The sequence below is a fragment of the Vibrio sp. MA40-2 genome (assembly GCF_047302445.1).
In the GTDB taxonomy this organism is placed as follows: Bacteria; Pseudomonadota; Gammaproteobacteria; order Enterobacterales; family Vibrionaceae; genus Vibrio.
In genome coordinates this window covers 317,315-333,947 of record NZ_CP178627.1, presented here as the reverse complement: position 1 = coordinate 333,947, position 16,633 = coordinate 317,315, and the positions used below count along the sequence as shown (strand labels likewise).

Sequence of the window (16,633 nt, the reverse complement as noted above, 5' to 3'; positions counted from 1 at the left end):
CCTCATAATGTGGCGAGAGATTGTTTTATCTTTTGAATACAAGCAATAGAGTACGGATTATCACCATGAATACAGATCGTATCGGCTTGTATGTCGAGTTTTTGGCCTGTAATGGTTGTAACGCTCCCATATTTGGCGATTTGCATAACCTGATAGTAGATATCGTCGCTATTAGTTAATACAGATTGTGGGTGATCTCGTGGAGAAAGTTGTCCATTGTCGGAATAGGTTCTATCAGCAAACGCTTCGAAAAGAAGTGGCACATTAAATCCATCCGCTAGCTCAAGATATTGCGAATTATCCGCGCTAGCGAGAATCATCATTGGTAACGAGTACACTTGTGCTGCCTTAGCAATGGCTTTAAATGTTGACGTTGACCTCATCATGTCATTATAAAGCGCACCATGAGGCTTTATATAGTCAACCGTTGTTCCATGCAAATCTGCGAGTGCTTTAATTGCTCCTACTTGGTACAAGATAAGGTTGATAATCTCTTTATCGCTGTGCGGAATAGAACGCCGTCCAAAACCTTGAATATCGGCATAACCAGGATGTGCACCAATTTTTACTCCGTGTTGTATAGCTAACTGAATGGTATTGGACATAACATTAGGATCGGATGCATGAAAACCACATGCAATATTGGCCATATCTATCCATGGCATCACATCCTGATCTTCTCCGAGCTTCCAAATCCCGAAACTTTCGCCCATATCGCAGTTAATGGTTAACTGATCTGAATGCATTTAAACCCCTTATTCATGGTTGAAACACTGTCAATTGATGATTATATCGCTAAAAACTGTCATTAGCGGACACAATACCAATTGAGAGTATCGCTATTTATCTGTCGGAAATAATATGATGTACTTAGCAATAATCGCTTTTATAACATTAGTAAGACTAATCTTTTAGATATAAGTAGACATTTATAATAAAATTCAGCATTTTTGTGTATTTTAATTAACCAATCTGTTAATGTTGCGCCGATCCTTACTAACACTTTTTAAAACACATTTTAAGGGAAAAATATGGAACTGGCTCTAATAGTCACGTTTATTATTGCTGCTGCATTAATGGTACGCAAAGAGATGAAATCTAAGTAATTAAGCGTACTCATAAATAAAAAGACCGGATTACGGTCTTTTTTTATTACAAAAAGTGTTAATCCAGATCAAGTAACATATCCGCCGTTCCATCTTCAAATTGAACATCAATTTTAAAGCCGAGTTTTTGAGCCAGAGTTAACATACCTCTATTGGTTGGCATGGTCATTCCTGACATTTGTGTTGTCCCTTTATTTCTGCAAAAATCAATAATTCTAGTCATTAGAAGTCGACCTAACCCTTGTCCTTTTAAGTCAGAACGAATTAGAATTGCAAATTCGGCATCAGTATTTTCAGGATTGATTAAAGCTCTTGATACGCCTAATATTTCGCCAACATCTGTCACTGCGACGAAAGCAATTTCTCTATCGAAGTCTATTTGAGTCAAATTAGCTAAAGCTTCATGATTAAATTCACCGACTTCAGTAAAAAAGCGTTTATATAAATCTTCTTTGGATACATTTTTTATGAATCCAGCGTGCGCATGTTCATCTTCTGGAAGGATAGGACGCAGCTTTATACTTTCACCATTTTTTAACGTGACTTTCTCTTCAAGTTCGACCGGATAAGGACGAATTGCTAGTCTTCGGTGAGGGTCGCCTGAAAAAGGTTTTAAGGTTAAATCAGCGTCAATAATAGTTAACGATTTATTGCCAACCAGCAGTGGATGGATATCTAATTCATGTATTTGTGGGTTGTCGATAACCATTTGAGAAAGTCTAACAATGAAATCGCATAGAAGATCGATATCGAGATTACTGGTTTTTTGAGGTCGGATTGAATAGCCTTTAATCGCGCGAATAATAAGGTAGCGAGCCAAAGCCATATTCAAAGGTAAAATACCAACCGCCGCATCAATGCTTTCGTCCCATTCAGAACCTCCTTCACCTAACATAATTACTGGGCCAAAGGTTAGATCTGTTTTTACTTTAATACGTAATTCATACGCTCCAATTCGGCTAGCCATGGCTTGAACTAATAAACCTTGAATATTTGCTGACGGGTAATTGAGTTGAACACCGTCTAAAATAGCTTGAGCGGCATTTTGAACTTCTGTTCGATTACGTAAATTTAACACAACACCATTTACATCGGATTTATGAGCTATATCTGGCGAGCGCAGCTTTACTGCTACAGGATAGCCTATCTTATCTGCTATATAGACCACCTCGGCCGGCTCTTGCGCAATCCATGTTTCTAATACTGTAAATTTGTATTGAGCTAACAGTGGGGCAATTTCGTGAGTATCAAGAACAAAGCTACGATCATTACTATTTGTATCTAAATTATGTGTATCTAAATTATGTGTATCTAAATTATTTATAGCTAAGTTACCTTCATCCAGGTCAGATGTGTTATCACTTGGAATTTGATCGGCTATCCATTGGCAGGCAAACTTTTTGTTTTCTGGCCCTATTTGTTCTGAGTTGGTAGGGGTTTCCATTAGTTGTTTCTGGTTTCTCCGGTATTCCACTAAGTGCATGTAAGCGACCACGGCACTTTCTGGAGTTCGATAAGTAGGAATGCCAGCTTGTGTGAAGAGCAATCTTGCTTGTTTAGCGGTTTTCTCTCCGCTCCAATTCGTCAGAATATTAAAGCGTTTATGCCTAGGATGAGCTTTAATACAGTCGATAATAGCTTGTGCTGTTTCTACTGAATGAGCGACTGCTGAGGGGCTATGCATAATCAATAATGCGTCAATGTCATCGCTATCCAGTAGCGCTTGTATTGAATTGACATATCGATTCTTATCCGCGTCACCGATCATATCAATGGGATTATGCTTTGACCAAGCAGATGGTAAGACTTGGTCTAATTTCTCAATGGTTTCCGAACTGAGTTGGGCGAGTTTACCGCCTCTTTCTAACAGAGTGTCTACCGCCATAATAGAAGGTCCGCCACCATTGGTTATGATACCCAGACGTTCGCCCTTTAAAGGGACTGCGTGAGTGAGAGTTTCTACCGCAGCAAACAATTCGTGGGTATTTCTAACTCTTAGCATTCCGGTACGTCTTATTGCTGAGTCATAAATAATATCCAAAGTATCATTGCCACCAGTATGTCGCTGTGCTGCTTGTCTACCAGCGTGAGTTCTTCCTCCTTTTAGTACCAATATTCTGCGATTTCGTGAGGCGGCTCTAGCGGCGGACATAAATCGACGGGCATCTTTTATAGAGTCGATATATAGTAAAATGGCCGATGTTTTGCTATCAGTACACAAATGATCGAGTAATTCCGCAACATCAACGTCAACGCCATTACCTATAGAAATAAAAGCAGAAAATCCGATATCTTTATCATTGGCCCAATCGAGAATAGTGGTACATACAGCAGCCGATTGAGAAATAAACGCAATGTTTCCACGCGCTGCGCTAACCGGAGAGAAAGAAGCATTGAAATTCAGCCACGGTAGGATTAAACCAAGACTGTTGGCACCTAAAATACGAATATTATGTTGCTTGGCAATTTGCAAACATTCTTCTTCAATGGTCTGTCCATGTTGATTTAATATGTGCATATCAGAAGAGAGGATAATGGCGGCGGAGACTTTCTTGTTGGCTAAAGTTAAGAAAATCTCTTTATTATGAACGGCATTGGTACAAAGAATAGCAACGTCAGGCACGATCGGTAAACTAGCAATATCTGGATAGGCTAACACGCCACAAACTGCTTTGTATTTTGGCGTGACCGGCATGATCGCACCTTGAAAGCCATTATTAAGCAAATTTTTCATAACCACTTCGCCTGCTCTAAATGGCCTATTCGATGCACCAACCACGGCTACTGAAGTAGGATTAAGTAATTTTGCGATATTATTCATAGAAACCTCTAGTACATAGCTCTTATTGCATAATAATAGATTTAATGTCGTATGAGTTGGTTATACTTTAGACATGTGACCAAGCAAGCTAAGTTGTGCTGTTATAGTGTGTCTTAGTTCACAGACTTAATTGAATTGATATAATTATCCGCTTGATTATATTGAATTCAGTAGGCATGATTTGCATAGAATAACAAAAGGAAATCGGTTTTTGCTATGAGAAATATTTCTATACTTACTTTGTCTGCTTTGTTGACTGCATGCTCTTCTGGCGAATTGATAACAGAGGTGACCAGCGAAAGTTATCAAGAAGAATATAATACTAAACAAATGGCAGAGCCGATCAAGGAGATTGACGTAACAAAACAAGTCAATGTTGGGTCGGAAACCGCTAAAAATGTAATCGTTACTAAAAAGAAAATGGTGACGGATCAAGCTAAAGCTTCTACTAGTACTGCTTATACAAACAACACAATGATTAAAATTATTCCACCTTCTGAAAAACAAAAAGTAGAAGCAATGCGATTTGGTTATACCATTCAGGTAGTCGCGGTTAGCAGTGCTCAAAAAGCATCAAATTATGCTAATCGATTACCGCAAGGGAATCCTGTCTGGCAACATCATAAAAAAGTCAATGGCACGGATTGGTATGCTGTTTTATACGGTGATTACGCAACCAAATCAGAAGCAAAAGCAGCAATTCAAACATTACCTTCTTACATACGTGAGTTTAAACCATTTGTAAAAAGCTTAGATGAAATCAAAATTTCCTCTTATCCGAAATTGGTCAAATTAAAGTAATTTCGCTTAAATTCGTTTTGAAACAAAGGATCTTATTTGTATAAGATCCTTTGTTGTATGCTTTTCATGCAAAAAAGAGTTTGGTCGAGGTTTATTTTTATATTTTACTGTACCTAAACGATCAAATGGTTATGATTGAAATTGGTTTAAACGTGTTGTTTTATGGATTGTTTTAAAATGAATAAAATTTCTGTGCTTCTTTTATGTGGCGGTGGTGGTTCTGAACATGAGGTTTCATTACTCTCCGTTGCTTTTTTAGCCGAACAACTCAAGGTGCACTCTGAGTTTGACGTTCATTTAGTTGAAATCACTCAAGACGGATGGTTTTTAAATAGTAAACATGTAAATTTAGATATCAATAAACGCGTTTTAATTTGTAGCCAAAATGAACTTGCTATTGACTACATTATTCCGTGTGTCCACGGATACCCAGGAGAAACCGGGGATTTGCAATCAATGTTTCAGTTGTCTGGAATTCCTTATTTTGGTTGTGATTCGGAAGCAAGTAAAAATAGTTTCAATAAAATCACCTCAAAGCTTTGGTACGATGCGATTGGTATTCCTAATACACCGTATTTATTTTTAGTTGATCTCAAGAAAAGCTCGGTAGATAAAGCTTATAAAGCATTTGAACAATGGGGTAGTGTATTTGTCAAAGCGGCAAGTCAAGGCTCTTCCGTAGGGTGTTACAGTGTAACTGATAGAGATGCATTAATACCCGCGCTTGAATCTGCATTTAACTATTCAGATCAGGTTTTAATTGAAAAATCTGTCAAACCACGTGAACTAGAAGTTGCGGCTTACCAATACCAAGGACAACTGTATATCTCGAAACCTGGTGAAGTTATCGCACCGGATAACGCATTTTACAGTTATGAAGAAAAATACAGCCCTAATAGCCATTCTCTTACCGAAGTGGAAGCGAAAAATCTAACGGTTGACCAATTGAACGATATAGAAAAATATAGTCGTTTAGTCTTTCAACATATGCAGCTGAAAGACTTATCACGCATCGATTTTTTTCTAACCGAAGAAGATGAGTTATTCTTAAATGAAGTCAATACCTTTCCAGGAATGACGCCTATTTCAATGTTCCCAAAAATGCTAGAGAATAACGGGCATAATTTTAGCGATTATCTAGCATGTGCCGTTAAAGCGTCTGTTCATTCTAATCCCAAGGTTTAATTACTTTAAATTTACTCATTTCTTGCTCTGCCATGCGCGTCATTTGTAGATATTGCGCTGGCATAGCAGGGCTTAGCCAGCGACCAAAATCTTGTATATCTTTGATATCAAACCCTTGTTTTTGTAATTCTTGTGTTGCGCCAACACGAGCGGATTGTCCAGTGAATCGATGCGAGTGATCGAGCCCCAATAGATCGCTTGCTCGGCGAAGTATTCGGTATATTGAAGAATCATCAAGTTGGTTTACGCCAATATTGTCGTGCTTATCTATGCGTCTAAACATGTAACCACTCGAAGCATTTAAATTTAAATAATCGAGCCATTTGTTCAAGGCGTTACTAGCTAAATGACTTAATTTGTAATGGTGGTCTTTAACAATAAGCGTATAGGACTGGTCCGATAAACTAACATCGTCAAGTGTTATAATTTTTAACTCTGAGCGCTTTAATGCACATTCAAACATTACGTAGTAAATCGCTAAATCTCTTATTGAGCGTAATGAAGTATGCTTTTCTATAATGCAGTTCAATTGTTCAAGGTGTTGAACTGTTAACGCGTTAGCTTGTCTTGCATCTCCATTTTTCATATTTCGTAACTGCGATAACGTAAAATGAATTTGCCGATGTGAGGTAGGGGAAGGATAGTTGTGTAACTGGTGAATAACTGTAATTGTTACACTGTAGCGTTTTAGTGAGGCGAACTTTCGGTCCTTAGATTCATGTTCCAAAAACATGCGCACTGCAGTAATTGATGCTGGTAGGGCGTGGACATGTTTGCTTTTACAGAAGTCAACAAATCGATTCCAATCTGAAGTTAACGCTAATACCGAACTTGTAGAGTACTGATCCTGAGTTAATTTACTCATATCAGATTTTACAATACGAGAATTAAACTTTTTCGTACTTCTACTTTTTACATTGATATCGATAATAGGAGAAATGTTTTTCTTAACCATAGTGCACTATAACTTAATCTATTTGCACAAAATATACTTGAATATAGCGAAATTACAATTATTATATAATAATCAACTCTTAAAAGAATATTCTATATGGCAACGATATTTCATAGAGGCTATTGCATACAGTCTAGTTCTGGAAAAGATTTATGGCATGTTAGAATTAAAAAACAAGTATTATCCGGAAATTTAACTGCTGTAAAAAAATCAATAGATTGGTGGTGCGATACTGCTACTATTATAGAGCCGAATGAATTTGTTAATATTGCTCCACCAAAAAGTGTCGAGCAACCCGAACAGCAAGAAGAATATCTCGGTGAACATATCAAAAATGATTCAGGAGCGAAAAATTCTTGGTATTGTTTTTTTAATGGTAAATTAGTTAAAGGCTCTAAAGAAGCGATAAAAAAACACATCGATAAACATGTAGCCATTGCAGCAAAGAGAAAAAAATAAAAATGTCATTAGTTTACTCAACAGAAACAGGTCGGATTAAGCCAGAAGAAAGCACCGTTAAGCGTCCATTAGGGGATGGAATTGTTCGAATACAAAGAGAAACCAAAGGTCGTAAAGGCAAAGGTGTATGCGTCATCCGAGGACTCGATTTAGAGGATACGCCACTCAAACTATTAGCAGGAGAGCTTAAGAAAATTTGTGGCTGTGGGGGCGCAGTTAAAGAAGGTCTAATAGAAATTCAAGGTGACAATAGGGAAAAAATAAAAGCGCATCTTGAGAAGAAAGGTTATAAAGTCAAATTAGCCGGTGGCTAGTATTATAGTTTATTAGAAATATCTAGTCTCTAATAAACTAATCGAAGAACAAATTTTTCTATATATCTGGTTCAGATATATTATCTAGACAAAGTTTATAAACTAAGATCACTTCCGCGGTTTTGAAAAACAAACAGCGGAAGCAATAATAAAAGCTAGCCGACCCACAACAGTATCGCTAAGAGTTGTGGTAGTAAAATTCGCAGACACATTACTAATGGATAGACGGTGGCATAAGATAACGCAGATGCACCACTAGTAGCATGTAATCCATTGGCAAAAGCCAGTGCCGGTGGATCGGTCATTGAGCCAGCTAACATCCCACAAATAGTAAGATAATTCAGCTGGCCAAACATTCTTGCAATAACGCCAACCGTCATTAACGGTATAAATGTTATGGCAATTCCGTAGCACATCCAACTCATACCATCGCCATTCACCAAAGTCTCGACAAATCCTCCGCCAGATTTCAAGCCGACAACAGCAAGAAATAATACGATACCAATCTCTCTTAAGGCTAAGTTAGCACTTGGCGGCATAAACCAATATAACTTACCGATACTACCGATCCGAGCAAGAATGAGAGCGACGATCAATGGTCCGCCAGCTAAACCTAATTTTATTGCGGCTGGCAAACCAGGCAAGTAAATAGGTATTGAACCGAGTAAAACGCCAAGCCCTATACCGAGAAATATCGGTAACATTTGTACCTGATTTAGTTTTTGTCGTACATTACCTACAATACCAGCAACTGATTCTATCGCTTCTTTTCTGCCGACTAAATTGAGTATATCTCCAAATTGTAAATGGGTGTCACCAGAGGGAACCAACTCAATACCAGCTCGGTTTAGACGAGAAACTACCACGTCGTACTTTTCTTTGAGTCCTAATTCACTGATTTTTTTACCAAGTACTTTTTCGTTGGTGACAACAAGGCGCTGTGACCTCATATCCGTTCCTTTGGTAGAAAGATTAGCGTTAACTTCTTCACCAATGACCAATACGGCATTTTTGAGCGCGTTTTTATCTCCAACTAGATGTAAATAGTCATTCAAATCGACTCGCGTATCCTCTCGTGGAACAATTAAATCATCACCTCTCTTTAGCCGAGAACAAATAACATCATCGGTGATAAGGGCAGGGATCTCCGACAACTTTAAACCTATTAGATTAGAATTTTTTAAGGCGACGTTTTTAGAAAGCAAGCCGTCTTTTTTTTGGCCGCTGCATGCTTCAAACTCTTGTGCTTCTTTGTCTACATTAACTTTGAACACTAATCGTAATAAATACATGGTAAGCAAAATTCCACAGATACCAAATGGATAAGCGACGGCGTATCCCATACCTGTCATTTCGAGCATATGTTCACTAACACCAAGCTCACCAAGTATTTGCTGACCAGCACCGAGTGACGGTGTATTGGTTACCGCGCCGGAAAACACACCTAAAATAACGGGTAGCGGTACATCAAATAACTTAAAAATAACGACGGTAACTAGTCCACCAAGGAGTACGATTAAAGCAGCAAACCCATTGAGTCTTAATCCTGAACTTCTTAATGATGCGAAAAATCCAGGTCCAACCTGGATCCCGATAGTGTATACAAATAATATGAGCCCGAATTCTTGAATAAAATGTAATGTGTGACTGTCTAGACTTATGTTCAAAGACTGAGCAAAATGACCAACAATGATGCCACCAAAAAGTACGCCACCGATCCCTAAACCAACGCCTCTTATTTTCCAATTACCTATCCATAATCCGAGCACGGCTACTAGCGATAAAATGCTAATAGAAAGTGCAATTTCACTCATAATGAGTCTCCTATAGTTATTAAAACTTGCGATCTACGCATGACATTGCTAGCAATTATTAGCCAGGTCACACGTGGAAAAATTGATTAAGGTAGCGCGTTAGTATCGCTATATGCTCGGTAAGAACTGAATTCGTGTTAAAAGAACGAAAGGAGTGGTTAGAGAGTATTTAAATTATTTTGGCTACTGAGTGCTACCTAATTTATACAGAATATAATACGCTTTAAAGAGGATCAGATAATCAGTGTAGATGGTGATGTGTGCTGTAGAGCAAAAAACAATGTTTTAAAGCGAGACGTTGATCAAAATATTATACAGTTTGCTATACGTAGAAATAAGTTGCTGTATTTAAAGTCATTTAATTTATTAACATATAATGTAACATCTACGCATGTTCAGTTTTAAATTTTACAATTTGGTTAAATTTCGAGACATATAGATTAATAACGTCACTCAATAAAAAGGGCACACAAAAAGATATTCAAGTGCATTACTTTAAATTCAATTTAACATAAGATACATAATGCGCACTATATTTTAATTCCCACTTATTACGCCAACCTGCATTCTGGTAATTGCTGTTCAGTAGTGACGCGCCTGAAATTCACTTTAAATGAATTCACGCTTTCATTCCGTTAACTAGTTTTGATTAGTGCCCAAATTCGACTGCATTCGGTTGGCTTTAACTGTCTCTTCAGACAAACGTTCTTTACAAAAATCCGTATCAAACTCAGCAATAAAGATTAGCATGTTTAACATAAGCTGATGTAGACGTAACGGTATTAACATTTTGCCCGTACCTAATGTCACGGCGTAGAGTCTTTATATCCTTAGTGTTAAATTAGATACCCAACCGCATTATGAGCAAATGGAATAGTGAGCACTTACCATTTTTAATGTCAAAACGAATCATGGAAACCTGAGCAACAATGATTGGATGCTCAGGTAACGTTATTACATTGAGTTGTGCTAGGTACAATATGTAACTTTTTAATATTAAGGTGCGCATAACTATGCAGGGCTAACTGATTGAAATCATGATGTTGTTGCTGTGTTGTATTAGAATAGGATTGTTAAATTTAGTAATTAGCTCAATATAAACCGTTGCATATTGGGATATTTTGATTTAATTTTATTTAGTTATAGTGCGCTATATGAAGATAAGTGGCAGTTAAACAAAGAACTGTCACTTATAATTTATTCGGCTTTTTCTTTACGTATTTGTTCAGCAATAATCTTAATTGCTTCAGCAGTACTAATACCCTGCTCCATTAAGGCTTGGATTTTTTCTACCGCTTCTTGCTGTTCTTGATGTGATAGTGAAGGTAAATCATTAAACATATGTCGCCCCTTTTTTTAAGGGGCTGACTATAAATCGATTTTTAATAGGTGGCAAGAAAGTTTGCGTACGCCCCTATCGAGTTCTCATTTGTATAACTTATCGCTAGATCTAACTCGAACAATCCTAAAGGCGATAAACCTATCCCTCCGGTGATGGTTCCTTCCGAACCATTGTAAGCAAGATTTTTCTTATAACCACCTCGTAGTTGTAGTTGACGGAGGACGTCAATTTCCATACCTACACGTATCCACTGAGTATTGTCTTCAAATTGGTCAAATCTTTTGTCTTCATTAATATCATAGTCAACACTTAAAGAAAAATAGTCGGCGACAAAGCCCGTGCCAATCGTATATTGAGGACGTAGTTGATAAGTATAAGAGCTAGACCCGGTAGTTGTGGAAATAAGTTCAGTTTCAATATCACGTGATATTAAATTAACTCCCGACAAGCCAACTCTAAAAGGACCATAAAACCACATCGCGCCGACATCTAAATTAAAGATACTTTTCGATGTGCTATTTTCAAAAGCATCTAATAAATCATAGTCTTCAACCGAAGCTGAATATACGTAGGTATTGATTCGTTGAATTTTGGGAGAAAGCCCAAACGACATATGTTGGCCAAACACGGTTTGATAACGCGCGAATGATGCACCGGCTTCTAAAATACCGATCGAAACCATATTAATTCGGCTTTTTTCTGCTTGGTCTAAGATGGCTGCATTATTTGACAAAGAACTATCTTTCGTCGCAATGTCAGGTGCAACAAATGTTTCTGCGTAGGCTTTACCGAAAATAGTCGTTGATAAATAGGGGTTAGGAATACCAAATGCGGCAACTGCACCAAATTCTAGTTTGGCATTATCGCCTTGCATATCATTCATTACCGCATCGAGGTCATCAATGTTTTGCTGAGAATAACTCGAAGAATCACTTAAGTCGATGTTGTCAATGAAATCGACCATCGTATCAATATTATCCGCCAACATATTTTCATCATTGTAGCTAATACCGATACCTGGAAGCAGCATTCCTACATCATCATTTCGACGATAAATAGCTGCAAGCGCAGGATTATAAAATGGAGCAGTGAGATAAGTAGCAGAGACAACACCGACACCACCCATCGCGTCACCTCTTGCATCTACAGCGTAGCTGGCAGCGAGCGTTGAGGATGATGCCATTATAGAAGCTATAGTAATAGTTAACTTAAGTTTATTCATTTTAATCGCCGAGTTATCAAGTCATTTGACTTTTTATCGGCGATTTATCGGTAAACTTTAGGATTAATCTGCTGAAATATCGTATGTTTTACTGATAACTTGTTGGTCTTCTATGATGACAGCACCCTGCCATCTATGATGAGTAATCCCAACCGCTAACACATACCTGTCCGCATTGAGTTCGCTGATAGGAAGTTGTTTTGGGTAATTACTTTCATACTCTCTATGCCATACTCGTACATACTCATCGGCGACATAATCATATAATGAAACCGTTAATACTGGTAATACACAGTAGGGATTTAACAAACCAAGTTTGTCCACTGCCCAAGTGTCTTTAGAGTCCCACCTTACTACTTGTTTTGAAATCGATTCAGACATCACAATCCAAACGCTCCAATTATTACCGTTTTTTGCTGTCACTTCGATACGATATAAACCATTAGCCAACCTTTGGGTTAAATCGTAAGTCATTGTATAAGTATTGCGTTCATTCCCTTGCTGAATAACAAAACTGTTCTCATTTGATACGGCGCCATCCGGCCAATTCAACAGACTTACGCTAGCTATTTCTTCAGGTGAAGTAATTTCAACAATTGCTCGTGACACACTTCGGCCTGGGCTTTGTATTGACTGTCTTTTAATTACTACACTGTGGATCCAAGCCGCTATCGGTTCGTTAGAAATACTTTTACCACAGTCACTTTCAAGTGATTTGAGAAGCAAGTCATTAAGATGCTGTTTTACGTAGCCGTCAGGTTCTGATTGCCACACATTAATTAACCCTCGGAAGCTACCTTCCAAATCGTTATTCAGCAGCTTTTGATGAGCCTGATTAAGCGGAGAACTGCTTTCAAACCAATCGTTTGCAGCACTGCACGTACTAAAATACACAGAAAGAAATAATAGATAAAAACGCATCTTACTAGGCTTTCATTTTGTAACCGACGCCTCGAAGGGTTTCGATTTCAAGTCCGGGAATTTTCTGTCTCAGCTGCAAAACATGAGTATCAACTGTACGCGTGGTCGGGAAATGGTTATAGCCCCAGACATGATCTAATAATTCATCTCGTGTAAACACTCGTCCTAAATTACTGGCCAGAAAAAGTAACAAATCAAATTCTGTACGAGTTAAAGTAACCGATACGTCATCTTGAAATACGTCTCTAGTCAATTTATCTATTACTAAGGAGCCAGTAATAACTTTACTTGACTCATCTTCTTCACCTTCTTCTTTGGGCCCACGTAATTGAGCACGAATCCGTGCAAATAGTTCAGCCTCTGCAAAAGGTTTGGTTAAATAATCATTGGCACCTGCATCCAATCCTGAGACTTTATCTTTGATAGTCACGAGTGCGGTTAATAAAATAACCGGTACCCTTTTTATTTCTTTCCATGATGGCAAATGATCAACGGTATCACCATCTGGTAACTGCCTGTCTAAAATAACTAGATCAGCTTTTTCCCACATTGGCGCGACTTCAGCTATAGTTTCAGCATGTAAGCACTCATAACCTGCCTGCTCTAAACTAACTAATAATCCATCCGCCAAATTTTTATCATCTTCAACGAGTAGCAGTGTCTGTTTCACAGGGTATCTCCAATTTAAATGTAGTCGGTGGCCCAATGAGTGTCATTGTGCCTCCCATTCTTCCAACCATAGACTCAACAATTGTTAAACCAAGGCCTAAACCAGCTTTACTGACAAATGGCTTCTTAACGGTTTTCCAATCTTTTTTGGTTAAAGCACCTTGATCTATAACGCGAAATGCGACGGAGTCATCCTTAGAATCAACTCGCAATTGAATTGGTTCAACTCCATACTTTTTAGCGTTATTAATCAAGTTATCTAAACATGTTCCTAGCCAATACACATTGACCTTTATCGCGATATCTTGATCAATAACCAATGATATTGGTTTTTTACTTTCTTCATAGCGATAGCTCAACCATTCTTCAACCGATGGTATCCATTCGGTTGCAAGATTATGGTGTTCCGACTGAAGGTAATCTTTACTTGCTTCGGCTAACTGTCTTAATCGCCTAGTATCTTCGCACAGACGTCTAAATTCATCGTAAACGCTTTCAGGTAAACTCTCAAACTCTCTTCGGAAACCTTCAACGGTTAAAGATAGACTGGCTATCGGAGTCCGAAGTTCATGGGTAAGTATTTGCAAGACTAACATGCGACTTTTCAATTCATCACGTTTTACATTCCAACGGTATATTGCCCAACCTATCACTAAAGTAATGTTTATAACGATCAAAGCGATCATACTTTTCAGCAGTAGGTCGGATTGGTCAGGTAACTCCCAACAAAGATTACCTCGTTTCACAAAGCAATATACATCTTTATTAACAATCGAAAACTTGAGTTCAGATTCTAACGCGTTTTCTTGCCAAATATCCTGCGGAAAAATGTAATACTTACTGCCTCGTTTCAACCAAAGTTCATCACGATCGACAAACATTCGTTCGCCAGCTATTAACGCAAAAATCGCGTCATACCGCATTCGTTGCAATCTACCTAATAGGGTATCAGCATCGGCTGTTGGACGTTCATTTATGTGCATATAAGTGCTAAGTTGCGCAAAGCTTTCTGGGTTTTCATTTACATATCGTTGCGCATAAGTCCCGCCTCCGGGGTGTATTAAACCACTGCGTGCAAACCATTTTTCAGTTAAAGGCGTTCCGCGACAAATTGCTCTAACAAATACAAGTGGTTCCGTAACCAGTGGACTGACGGGTAAGATGCCAGTGCAATCTGTTGATAATTGATACACTTGTTGAATATCTTTTAAAGGATATTTTGCTGTTTGAGGTAACATGTATTCAGGTGAAAGTAATTTTGTCGGAAAGTCGGTTTGCAAAACACGAGCATCGTAGCTGGCTTTGGCACTAGAATAGTCAAACAAGTTGATAAATTGACCAATTCTATCTGGCAAAGTCGTCGCAACAACCCTAAACGGCGTTAAAGCGATTAAAGCAAAATACAAAATATAGCGTAGAGACAATTTGTTCGCCAAAATTACCAAAGAATAGTAATAATATAAACCATTCCAGAACAAAAGCACACAAACCCAAACAAGATAGATGGCAGAAGATCGCTTATATAAAGACAAAGCCAACCTAAACAGGTTGGCTTTGATCGTATTCATTTCGGTTTTTTAAAACAAGACTGTTAACACAATAATATTGCTATAAACCGAATGTCCTTATATAAAATTCTGCTACAGAGCCTTTGAAATAGCGTCGACACTATCTTTTGCATCACCAAATAGCATTTGAGTGTTTTCTTTAAAGAACAATGGATTTTGTACTCCCGCATAACCTGTATTCATTGAACGTTTGAATACAATTACATTTTGCGCATGCCATACTTCTAACACTGGCATACCTGCGATTGGGCTATTTGGATCTTCCAATGCCGCAGGGTTAACAGTATCGTTCGCTCCAATAACTAACACAGTATCGGTGGTAGCAAAATCATCATTTAACTCATCCATTTCCAGAACAATATCATATGGAACTTTCGCTTCGGCTAATAACACGTTCATGTGACCCGGTAACCTACCCGCTACAGGATGAATTCCAAAGCGAACATCAACGCCTTGGTTACGTAGTTTCTCAGTGATTTCATGAACAGGATACTGAGCTTGCGCTACTGCCATTCCATATCCTGGAGTAATAATCACGGATTTAGAATTTTTCAGCATTTCGGCAACGTCTTCGGCATTAATTTCACGATGCTCACCATAATCGGTATCAGAATCAACCACTACTTCTTGACCAAAGCCACCTGCGATAACAGAGATAAATGAACGGTTCATCGCCTTACACATAATGTAAGAAAGAATCGCACCAGAAGACCCTACTAGAGCACCAGTAACAATCAACAGATCGTTAGCTAACATGAAACCAGCTGCTGCTGCTGCCCAACCTGAATAAGAGTTAAGCATAGAAACAACCACTGGCATATCAGCACCGCCGATAGAAGCAACTAAGTGATAGCCGAACACAAAAGCTATTAATGTCATCACGATAAGAGCAAACATACTGCCCTCAGCATTAACAAAAATAACCATAAGCAACAGTGACGAAATAACGGCTGCTAAATTCCATTTGTGTTTGTGGGGAATATTTAGAGGTGATGAAGATATCACTCCGCGAAGTTTACCAAACGCAACAATCGAACCGGTAAAGGTTACCGCACCGATAAATACACCGAGGAAAACTTCAACTAAATGTATATTCAACATCGCTTGGTCTAGAATAATGCCGTGATCTAAATAGCTATTATACCCTACCAATACCGCTGCCAAACCAACGAAGCTATGTAAAATAGCAACTAGTTCTGGCATTTGTGTCATTTCCACTTTTTTAGCAAAGTGAATTCCTATTGCACCACCAATGATCATAGCAACGAGGATCCATGCTAAACCTGATGAATCAGGTGAAAAAATGGTGGCAATCAAAGCAATGGTCATACCAGTAATGCCGTAGTAGTTACCAGCACGAGCGGTTTCTTGCTTGGAAAGACCAGCTAAACTCATAATAAAGAGAACCGCCGCAACAATGTAAGCGGCTTGTACTAATCCTGCAGACATGTGTTAC

General features: G+C 38.4%; 15 protein-coding genes. 4 read left to right on the top strand and 11 right to left on the bottom strand.

The window, feature by feature from the left end; all coding sequences use genetic code 11:
- Nucleotides 1-2 precede the first annotated feature (2 nt).
- Nucleotides 3-746 (bottom strand): 5-oxoprolinase subunit PxpA, encoded by a 744-nt coding sequence (locus tag ACLKML_RS01415; RefSeq protein WP_413283312.1) that lies wholly within the window; start codon nt 744-746, stop codon nt 3-5.
- 418 nt (nt 747-1,164) lie between these two features.
- Nucleotides 1,165-3,927 carry a GNAT family N-acetyltransferase gene (locus ACLKML_RS01410; protein ID WP_413283311.1) on the bottom strand — a complete coding sequence of 921 codons (2,763 nt, stop codon included), beginning with the start codon at nt 3,925-3,927 and terminating at the stop codon, nt 1,165-1,167.
- Between the two features lie 216 nt (nt 3,928-4,143).
- Here ACLKML_RS01410 and ACLKML_RS01405 point away from each other — a divergent pair, with 216 nt between their 5' ends.
- Entirely contained in the window at nt 4,144-4,728 is a 585-nt protein-coding gene (locus tag ACLKML_RS01405) for an SPOR domain-containing protein (RefSeq protein ID WP_413283310.1), read from the top strand.
- 177 nt (nt 4,729-4,905) lie between these two features.
- Complete coding sequence (locus tag ACLKML_RS01400; protein WP_413283309.1) at nt 4,906-5,913, top strand: D-alanine--D-alanine ligase; 1,008 nt, start codon at nt 4,906-4,908, stop codon at nt 5,911-5,913.
- Here the strand turns inward: ACLKML_RS01400 and ACLKML_RS01395 are convergent.
- Nucleotides 5,897-6,868, bottom strand: coding sequence for a tyrosine-type recombinase/integrase (locus tag ACLKML_RS01395; protein WP_413283308.1), 972 nt, complete (start codon nt 6,866-6,868; stop codon nt 5,897-5,899). The genes ACLKML_RS01400 and ACLKML_RS01395 overlap by 17 nt on opposite strands.
- Nucleotides 6,869-6,964: 96 nt before the next feature.
- On the opposite strand from ACLKML_RS01395, the gene ACLKML_RS01390 reads away from it, so the two are divergent.
- Nucleotides 6,965-7,327 (top strand): DUF3319 domain-containing protein, encoded by a 363-nt coding sequence (locus ACLKML_RS01390; protein WP_413283307.1) that lies wholly within the window; start codon nt 6,965-6,967, stop codon nt 7,325-7,327.
- Nucleotides 7,328-7,329: 2 nt separating this feature from the next.
- Complete coding sequence (gene yciH, locus ACLKML_RS01385) at nt 7,330-7,641, top strand: stress response translation initiation inhibitor YciH (protein ID WP_413283306.1); 312 nt, start codon at nt 7,330-7,332, stop codon at nt 7,639-7,641.
- 155 nt (nt 7,642-7,796) lie between these two features.
- On the opposite strand, the gene ACLKML_RS01380 is transcribed toward yciH, so the two are convergent.
- From ACLKML_RS01380 to pntB, 8 genes are all read right to left on the bottom strand, one after another.
- Nucleotides 7,797-9,455 carry a putative transporter gene (locus ACLKML_RS01380; protein WP_413283305.1) on the bottom strand — a complete coding sequence of 553 codons (1,659 nt, stop codon included), beginning with the start codon at nt 9,453-9,455 and terminating at the stop codon, nt 7,797-7,799.
- Between the two features lie 639 nt (nt 9,456-10,094).
- Entirely contained in the window at nt 10,095-10,265 is a 171-nt protein-coding gene (locus ACLKML_RS01375; protein ID WP_413283304.1) for a hypothetical protein, read from the bottom strand.
- A gap of 387 nt (nt 10,266-10,652) precedes the next feature.
- Nucleotides 10,653-10,796 carry a YoaH family protein gene (locus ACLKML_RS01370; RefSeq protein ID WP_317715854.1) on the bottom strand — a complete coding sequence of 48 codons (144 nt, stop codon included), beginning with the start codon at nt 10,794-10,796 and terminating at the stop codon, nt 10,653-10,655.
- A gap of 41 nt (nt 10,797-10,837) precedes the next feature.
- On the bottom strand, nt 10,838-12,019 hold the full coding sequence (locus tag ACLKML_RS01365; protein ID WP_413283303.1) for a conjugal transfer protein TraF: 1,182 nt from the start codon (nt 12,017-12,019) through the stop codon (nt 10,838-10,840).
- Between the two features lie 63 nt (nt 12,020-12,082).
- Nucleotides 12,083-12,940 (bottom strand): DUF2861 family protein, encoded by an 858-nt coding sequence (locus tag ACLKML_RS01360; protein ID WP_413283302.1) that lies wholly within the window; start codon nt 12,938-12,940, stop codon nt 12,083-12,085.
- Nucleotides 12,941-12,944: 4 nt separating this feature from the next.
- Complete coding sequence (gene vxrB, locus ACLKML_RS01355) at nt 12,945-13,610, bottom strand: response regulator transcription factor VxrB (protein ID WP_413283301.1); 666 nt, start codon at nt 13,608-13,610, stop codon at nt 12,945-12,947.
- Nucleotides 13,585-15,177 (bottom strand): sensor histidine kinase VxrA, encoded by a 1,593-nt coding sequence (gene vxrA, locus ACLKML_RS01350; protein ID WP_413283300.1) that lies wholly within the window; start codon nt 15,175-15,177, stop codon nt 13,585-13,587. Before vxrA ends, vxrB begins: the two co-directional genes overlap by 26 nt.
- Nucleotides 15,178-15,249: 72 nt before the next feature.
- A complete protein-coding gene (gene pntB / locus ACLKML_RS01345) occupies nt 15,250-16,626 on the bottom strand; it encodes a Re/Si-specific NAD(P)(+) transhydrogenase subunit beta (protein WP_413283299.1) in 1,377 nt (458 codons plus the stop codon).
- Between the last annotated feature and the right edge of the window lie 7 nt (nt 16,627-16,633).